At 70.0% G+C, this 6685-nt stretch carries 7 protein-coding genes; 3 read left to right on the plus strand and 4 right to left on the minus strand.

All coding sequences use genetic code 11. From position 1 onward, the window contains the following. Together HY049_13080 and HY049_13085 are read left to right on the plus strand one after the other, a co-directional pair. The coding region (locus HY049_13080) for a hypothetical protein (GenBank protein ID MBI3449836.1) at positions 1-573 on the plus strand (573 nt) is incomplete at its 5' end. A 328-nt stretch (positions 574-901) separates the two neighbouring features. Next, positions 902-2959 carry a VWA domain-containing protein gene (locus tag HY049_13085; protein ID MBI3449837.1) on the plus strand — a complete coding sequence of 686 codons (2058 nt, stop codon included), beginning with the start codon at positions 902-904 and terminating at the stop codon, positions 2957-2959. Here HY049_13085 and HY049_13090 read toward each other — a convergent pair. From HY049_13090 to HY049_13100, 3 genes are all read right to left on the minus strand, one after another. Next, complete coding sequence (locus HY049_13090) at positions 2919-3461, minus strand: TlpA family protein disulfide reductase (GenBank protein MBI3449838.1); 543 nt, start codon at positions 3459-3461, stop codon at positions 2919-2921. The two genes, HY049_13085 and HY049_13090, sit on opposite strands and share 41 nt — an antisense overlap. Then, a complete protein-coding gene (locus HY049_13095; GenBank protein MBI3449839.1) occupies positions 3458-4093 on the minus strand; it encodes a thioredoxin family protein in 636 nt (211 codons plus the stop codon). The genes HY049_13090 and HY049_13095 overlap by 4 nt, the downstream gene beginning before the upstream one ends. Before the next feature lie 120 nt (positions 4094-4213). Next, positions 4214-4600 carry a DUF309 domain-containing protein gene (locus HY049_13100; GenBank protein MBI3449840.1) on the minus strand — a complete coding sequence of 129 codons (387 nt, stop codon included), beginning with the start codon at positions 4598-4600 and terminating at the stop codon, positions 4214-4216. A 114-nt stretch (positions 4601-4714) separates the two neighbouring features. Between HY049_13100 and sppA the strand changes: the two genes are divergently transcribed. Then, positions 4715-6448, plus strand: coding sequence for a signal peptide peptidase SppA (gene sppA / locus HY049_13105; protein ID MBI3449841.1), 1734 nt, complete (start codon positions 4715-4717; stop codon positions 6446-6448). A gap of 6 nt (positions 6449-6454) precedes the next feature. Here the strand turns inward: sppA and HY049_13110 are convergent. Next, positions 6455-6685 (minus strand): hypothetical protein (locus tag HY049_13110; GenBank protein MBI3449842.1); only part of this gene is annotated, 231 nt, incomplete at its 5' end.

A 6685-nucleotide genomic window follows, 5' to 3' on the forward strand; every position in this document is an offset into this window, starting at 1 on the left:
GCCGCGTTGCGCTACGAAGCTTCGTGCCCGGTCGGCTCAGGGCCGCACGAGATCAGCGCGGCAGTCTTCGAGAAGCGGGGAGGGACGATGGGAGGGGCGCGCCGCTCCGTCGTCGTCCCGGCGCTCACCGGCTTCACCGTGTCGGAGCCCCAGCTCTGGGCGGCGGCCCGCGCCGATCTCGTCTACCGCGAGCAGGCGGTGGACATCTTCGGCCCGAGCCAGGGGCTCGCGGTCGGCATCGCGGCGCCCCGCGGCGAACGGAAGCTGGCCCCCGGCGAGAAGGGAAGCCTGATGTTCCTGGTCTGCCCGCCGGAGAAGGGTTGGACGGGCGGCGACGTCACGGTGGCCCGGACGATCCTGTCGGGGGAGTCGCCGATCGCGACTTTCCCGGTGCTGAGGCTCAAGGGCCCCCCCGATCCGGCCTCCGGGTGCTGGGGGGTGACGAGCGAGATACCCAACGGGATCCTCGGCGAGGGGATCTACCTCTTCAACTACGATGTCCACGCGCCGGGGCTCGCAGAGCCGATCTCGAGGAGCGCCCCGTTCGCGGTGGGGGCGCCGCCGTTGCCGTGAATCGCCGGTGCGTGGCAACCCGGAGCGCACGGTCGTAGAGTTGTGACCTGCAGCGCCGCGTTGCAGAGACCACCTGGAGAGGTGCGCATGCCCCGACTCGCGTGGATCGCCGCCGCGATCCTGCTCGCATCCGCGTCGCTTCTCGCCGCTCCGGAAACACAACCTCCCGACAGCCGTACCCGGGCCGGCGACTCGACCCATCGCCTCGGCACGATCGAGCAGACCGAGGTCCACCTCGTCCTGATCGACGCGGTGGTCACCGACGCCGACGGGAAGCCGATGGCCGGACTCACCATGGGCGGCTTCAAGCTCCGGATCGATTCGAAGGATGCGCCGATCGCCTCGTTCGAGGATCACTGCCCGGCTGGGATGCCGCCCGCCGCGACCGGACTCGCCGCGAGCCCCGGCGCCCGCCTCCGATCCGGGCCACGTCGTCCTCTACTTCGATCTCCCGCACCTGACGCCGCCGGGGGGAGCCCGCAGCGTCGCGGCGGCAAGGCGCTTCCTCGAGTCGACCGACCTCGCCGTCTGGAAGACGATGGTGCTTGCCTACTCCGCCGGGGACATCCGCGTGCTCGCCCCGTACACGCAGGACCGCGCGCGGCTCCTCGCCGCGCTGGACGGCGTCCTCGCGAAGGGATCGACGATGGACGATTCATCCGTTGCGCGCGTGAACAACATCCAGGCGGTGGCTGCGGAGGCCTGCACCAACGTGGGCGGGCCGCCGGCCTCCGCGCAGCCCGGAGGCGAGCTCAGCTCGACGGGGAGCTGCCCGAACCAGGTCTCCATGGCGCGCATGTTCGCGAAGGAGGAGGAGGCGCGCGCGAAGAAGAGCCTGGAGGCGCTCCGCTCGACGATCGCGGCGCTCGGCGGCGAGACGGGGAGGAAGTCCCTCGTGCTGTTCACCGAAACGCTGCGTGACGAGCCGGGCGCGTACTATCTCCAGATGGCGCGGACGACTCCCGCCGCGCAGGACATCAGCATCGCGCCGGAGTTCCGCCGCGTCGTCGAGGAGGCGAGCGGCTCGTCCGTGGCCTTCTACCCGGTGTACGCCGCGGGGCTCGAGGACGCGTCGGGGGACGACATCGGGAGGACGTCCACGAGCCTCGGCACGCTCGCGCAGGCGCAGGTGTCCGCGCAGAACGGCCCGAACACTCCTCCCCAGGCCCGCAGGGACGTCAGCGCCTCGAACCGGAAGGCGGCGGACATGGACACGGGGCCGCTCCAGCAGGCGATGAAGGGAGCCGAGAGCGGGTCGATGGGGTTCAACGCGTCGATCGCCGCGGAGACGGGGGGGCGCGCCCTCGGATGGACGAACGACCTGTCGAAGATTTTTCCGATCGTGCGCGACGAGATGGCCTGCTACTACGTGCTCTCGTACCAGCCGTCGGGAGCCGCCGACGGCAAGCGCCACACGATCGAGGTGGACGTCGATCAGAGGAAGGCGAAGGTGCGCGCGCGCCAGTACTTCGTGGACTGGACGGCCGAGCAGCGCCTCGACCGGCGGTTCGCGACGGCCCTCGACGCGCCCGCGGCGTTCCGGGATCTCGCCCTGACGCTCGAGGCCTTCGCGCTCGGCCGCGCGAAGGGGGGGCGTCAGGTCCTCGTGAAGGCGTCGATCCCGGCCGAGGATCTCCTGAAATCGGCCTCCGGGGTTCCCCCCGACGACGGCTCGGCGATCGTGAGGGTGAGAGGGCGCGTGAGCGGAGCGTCGGGGGACACCTGCTCGTTCGGGGCGGAGTTCCCGATCGCGCAGGTGAAGGCCGCGGCGGCGGGGAAGGGCTCGCTGCGCTACGAGGCGTCATGCCCGGTGGGGACGGGGCCGCACGAGATAAGCGCGGCGGTCTTCGAGAAGCGGGGGGGGACGATGGGCGGGGCGCGCCGCTCCGTCGTCGTGCCGCTTCTGACCGGCTTCACCGTCTCCGAGCCGCAGCTGTGGGCTGCGGCTCGGGCGGACCTCGTCTACCGCGAGCAGGCGGCCGACATCTTCGGGCCGAGCAAGGGAATCGCGATCGGAATCGCGGCGCCACGGAGCGAGAGGCGGCTGATCCCCGGGGAGAAGGGAAGCCTGATGTTCCTGGTCTGCCCCCCGGAGAAGGGATGGACGGGCGGGGACGTCACGGTGGCCCGGACGATCCTGTCGGGCGAATCGCCGGTGGCGACCTTCCCGGTGCTGAGGCTCAAGGGCCCCCCCGATCCGACCTCGGGGTGCTGGGGGGTGACGAGCGAGATCCCCAACGGAATCCTCGGCGAGGGGATCTACCTCTTCAACTACGACGTCCACGCGCCGGGGCTCGCAGAGCCAATCTCGAGGAGCGCCCCGTTCGCGGTCGGCGCCCCGGCCGTCAGCGAGCCTGAGGGAGGAGCGGCCCGGCCACCGCCTTGAGGCCGGCGTAGCTCGTCTGGCCGAAGACGGCACTCACTCGCCGTCCGTCGGGGGCATGCACGAACGTGGCCGGCAGGGCTCCCGACCACTTCGGATCGACCTTCGAGATGAAAGCGTCGGGGTCGCCCGCCGCCTTCACGAACGCGCGCCCCGGGACCTTCATCTCGCGAAGGAAGGGGCGGATCTTTCCCGCCACGTCGTCGGGGTCGTCGAGCGAGACGGTGATGAGCGCGACCTGCCCGGGGTTTTCGGCCGCGAACCGGACGAGATCGGGGAACTCCTCGCGGCACGGGTCGCACCAGGTCGCCCAGAAGTTCAGCACGACCACCTTCCCCCGCGCTTCTTGAAGCGCCCGCTCGATCCCCGCCGCGTCGATCGGATCCACCCGCGGGGAGTCCGCGGCAGGCGCCGCCGGCGCTGCCGCGTGTATGGGCGCCGCGAGCGCGACGACGAGAATCGCCGCGCCCGCGATCAGCTTCGTGCTCCGGAGGCCGAGCGTCACGCCCCGGCCTTGTCCACCCGCTTGATCGAGCAGCCGAACGCCTTCGACTCGCCCTTCGCCAGATCCTGCCCGGCGAGCATCGTGTCGAGGGCGCTCTTGAGGTCGTGCGCGGTCACGGCGTCGGCCTTCATGTTGTCGTCGATCCGCCCGTGGTAGCGGAGGATCCCCTTCGAGTCGACGATGTAGACCTCCGGGGTGACGCTCGCGCCGTACTTGTCGGCGACGACGTTGTCGGCGTCCTTGAGGACCGTGAAGGGGAAGCCGTGCTCCTTCGAGTGGGTCGCGATCGCGGCCGGGGTCTCGGCCTTGTTCGAGTTGATGCCGACGAAGCTGAACCCCTTCGCCTGGTACTCCTTCGCGAGCGCCGCCATCCGATCGTTGTAGGCGTTGCTCACCGGGCACTCGGTGGAGACCCAGATGATGACGGTGGCCTTGCTCGACCGCGTGTCCGCGAGCGAGTGGGACTTGCCCTCAGCGTCGGGAAGGGTGAAGGCCGGCGCTTCCTTGCCGAGGAAGGCGGCCGACGTGCTCTCGCCGGGTGCGGCGGAGACGGGCGATGCGATGACGGCGAGGGCCGCGAGGACGACCGCGGCGGCGAGGGGGGTTCGAACAGAGGCGGCGTTCCAATGCATGGGCAAGGACCTCCTTGGGGTGTCCGGCCGCGAGGCGGCCGGGATGGCGTTTGGAGCCGGAATCATACGACATCGACGTGAGCCCCGCCGCACGGAGCGGACGGGCGGCGGTCCGGCGAGCTACTCGACGGCCCGGAGCGCCTCGAGGAGGATCTTCGGAAGCTTCGTGTCCGGAAGTTCTTTTTCCTGCGCGATCGGCCCGGCGAGGGCGTCGAGGTACGCGATCATCGCGGTCCCTCCCTCCCCGGCGAGGCGGGCGGCGGTGAGGCGGCTCTTCGCCTTGGCCAGGAGGCTGATGGCCGTCGTGGGCTCCCGCCTGTCGTGCTTCACCAGGGCGGCCGCGAGCTGGGAGAGCCCCTGCCAGAGGTCGCGATCCTGCTGTCGCGAGGCCGCCTTCCAGAGATCCTCGAACGCTTCATGCGCCTTGTAGAACTGGCGGGAGGCGAGGAGGCGGGCCCCCTCGTCGAGGAGGTGCCGGCGCACGGCGGGCTCGATGGAAGGTTTCATGGCGGCGATGATACTTCTCCCGCGCCGCCGCTGGTATCATCAAACCTCGACCCGCGACCGGCGTATAGGCCGGTGCGACTCATCTCCCCAGCCCGCCGATGCTCGGAGGCGTTCATGACGCGACGTGGAAGAGGCTGCCTGTTCGCCCTGTTCGGGCTGGCCGCCGTGATCACCGTGGTCGTTCTCGCGATGACCCTCTCGAAGGGGGTCGAGCGGCGGACGGTGGTCGAGCTGAACGTGTCGGGGATGATCCAGGAGGAGAGGGACGAGTCCCTGCGCGGGCGGTTTCTCCAGGGGGACGTGACGCTGATCGCAGAGCTGAGGGCCCTCTTCGACAAGGCGCGCCGGGACGATCGGGTCGTCGGCGTCATGGTCAACATCAAGCCCTTCTCGATGGGCTTCGCCAAGATGCAGGAGCTGCGCGAGGCGGTGAGGTCCTTCCGCGCGTCCGGGAAGTGGGCGATCTGCTTCCTCGAGACCGCCGGGGAGTTCACCCCCGGGAACGGCCCGTACTACCTGGCCAGCGCCTTCGACGAGATCACGCTGAGCCCGGCGGGGTCCGTCAACCTGAGCGGCATCGCCACCGAGACCCCCTTCCTGCGGGGGACCCTCGACAAGCTCGGGATCTACCCCGACTTCGACGCGATCGGGAAGTACAAGAACGCGAAGAACATCTACACCGACAAGGAGTTCACCGACGCGCACCGCGAGGCGACGGCCACGCTCATCGACGACCTCTTCACCGGCATGGTCGAGGACATCGCCGCCTCCCGCAAGAAGAGCGTCGAGGAGATGACCGCCCTCGTCGATCGCGGCCCGTTCATCGCCGACGAGGCGAAGAAAGAGGGGCTGGTCGACAGGATCGGCTATCTCGACGAGTTCCGCGACGCGGCCGAGAAGAGAGCCGGCGGCCACCTCAACACGCTCAACTGGCGCGAGTACCTCAAGCGCCGGAGCGGCCTCGGCGTCGGGTCGAGCAAGATCGCCGTCATCCACGGCACAGGGCTCGTCATGCGCGGGCGCAGCGGCTACGACCCGGAGGCCGGCTGGCTCATGGGATCGGACTCCGTCGCCGGCGCGATCCGCGACGCGCGGAAGGACGCGTCGGTCAAGGCGATCATCCTCAGGGTCGATTCCCCCGGCGGCTCCGCCGTCGCCTCCGACGTCATCTGGCGCGAGACCCAGCTCGCGAAGAAGGAGAAACCCTTCGTCGTCTCGATGTCCGACGTCGCCGCCTCGGGGGGGTACTACGTCGCGTGCGGCGCCGATCGCATCGTCGCCGAGCCCAACACCATCACCGCCTCGATCGGCGTCGTCTACGGCAAGTTCGTGATGAAAGGGCTCTACGACTGGGTCGGCCTCTCCTTCGGCACGCTCTCGAAGGGGAAGAACGCCGGCTTCTGGAGCGAGCTGAACCGCTGGAGCCCCGAGGAGAAGGATCAGATCTACTGGAAGTTCATGCACCAGATCTACGACCAGTTCCTCGCCCACGTCGCCACCGGGCGTCACATGACGCGCGAGGCCGTCGACAAGATCGCGCAGGGGCGCGTCTGGAGCGCGCGGCGCGCGAAGGAGCTGGGCCTCGTCGACGATCTCGGCGGCTTCCAGAAGGCCGTCGCCGTCGCGAAGGAGCTCGCGAAGATCCCGGCGGACGAGGACGTGAGGTTCGAGATCCTTCCCGAAAAGCCCGGCTTCTGGGACTCGATCTGGAACAGCGACTCGGCCGACGAGAGCGCCCGCGCCGGCACGTCGGGCGTCCTGACCGCGCTGAGGCCCGCCGCGCAGGCCGCGCTCCTCGCGGGTGAGCCGATGCTGATTGCGGATCCGACCGGGGTGACGGGGGACTGAGGGGCCCTACATCACCCAGTGCCCCGGTGCGTCGGGGCCGTCGTCGGCCTCCTCCGGCTGCTCCTTCCAGAACTCGTCGATCGCCTGGAGGATCCGCTCCTCCTCGGGGATCGCGACGTTGTGGATGGCGCCGACGAGCAGCAGGGCGTGGCCGATCCTGGCGCGCACCGAGACGCGCGAGCCCGAGGACTCGGCGTGCTTGAGCCAGCGCCGCAGGGGGGGGATGAGGTCGCGCCC

The sequence above is a fragment of the Acidobacteriota bacterium genome, assembly GCA_016195325.1.
In the GTDB taxonomy this organism is placed as follows: domain Bacteria; phylum Acidobacteriota; class Polarisedimenticolia; order JACPZX01; family JACPZX01; genus JACPZX01.

Coding starts and splice junctions, on each gene's coding strand:
- HY049_13085 (MBI3449837.1), top strand. CDS start 902: ATGCGCCGATCGCCTCGTTCGAGGATCACTGCCCGGCTGGGATGCCGC.
- HY049_13095 (MBI3449839.1), bottom strand. CDS start 4,093: ATGCATTGGAACGCCGCCTCTGTTCGAACCCCCCTCGCCGCCGCGGTC.
- HY049_13100 (MBI3449840.1), bottom strand. CDS start 4,600: ATGAAACCTTCCATCGAGCCCGCCGTGCGCCGGCACCTCCTCGACGAG.
- sppA (MBI3449841.1), top strand. CDS start 4,715: ATGACGCGACGTGGAAGAGGCTGCCTGTTCGCCCTGTTCGGGCTGGCC.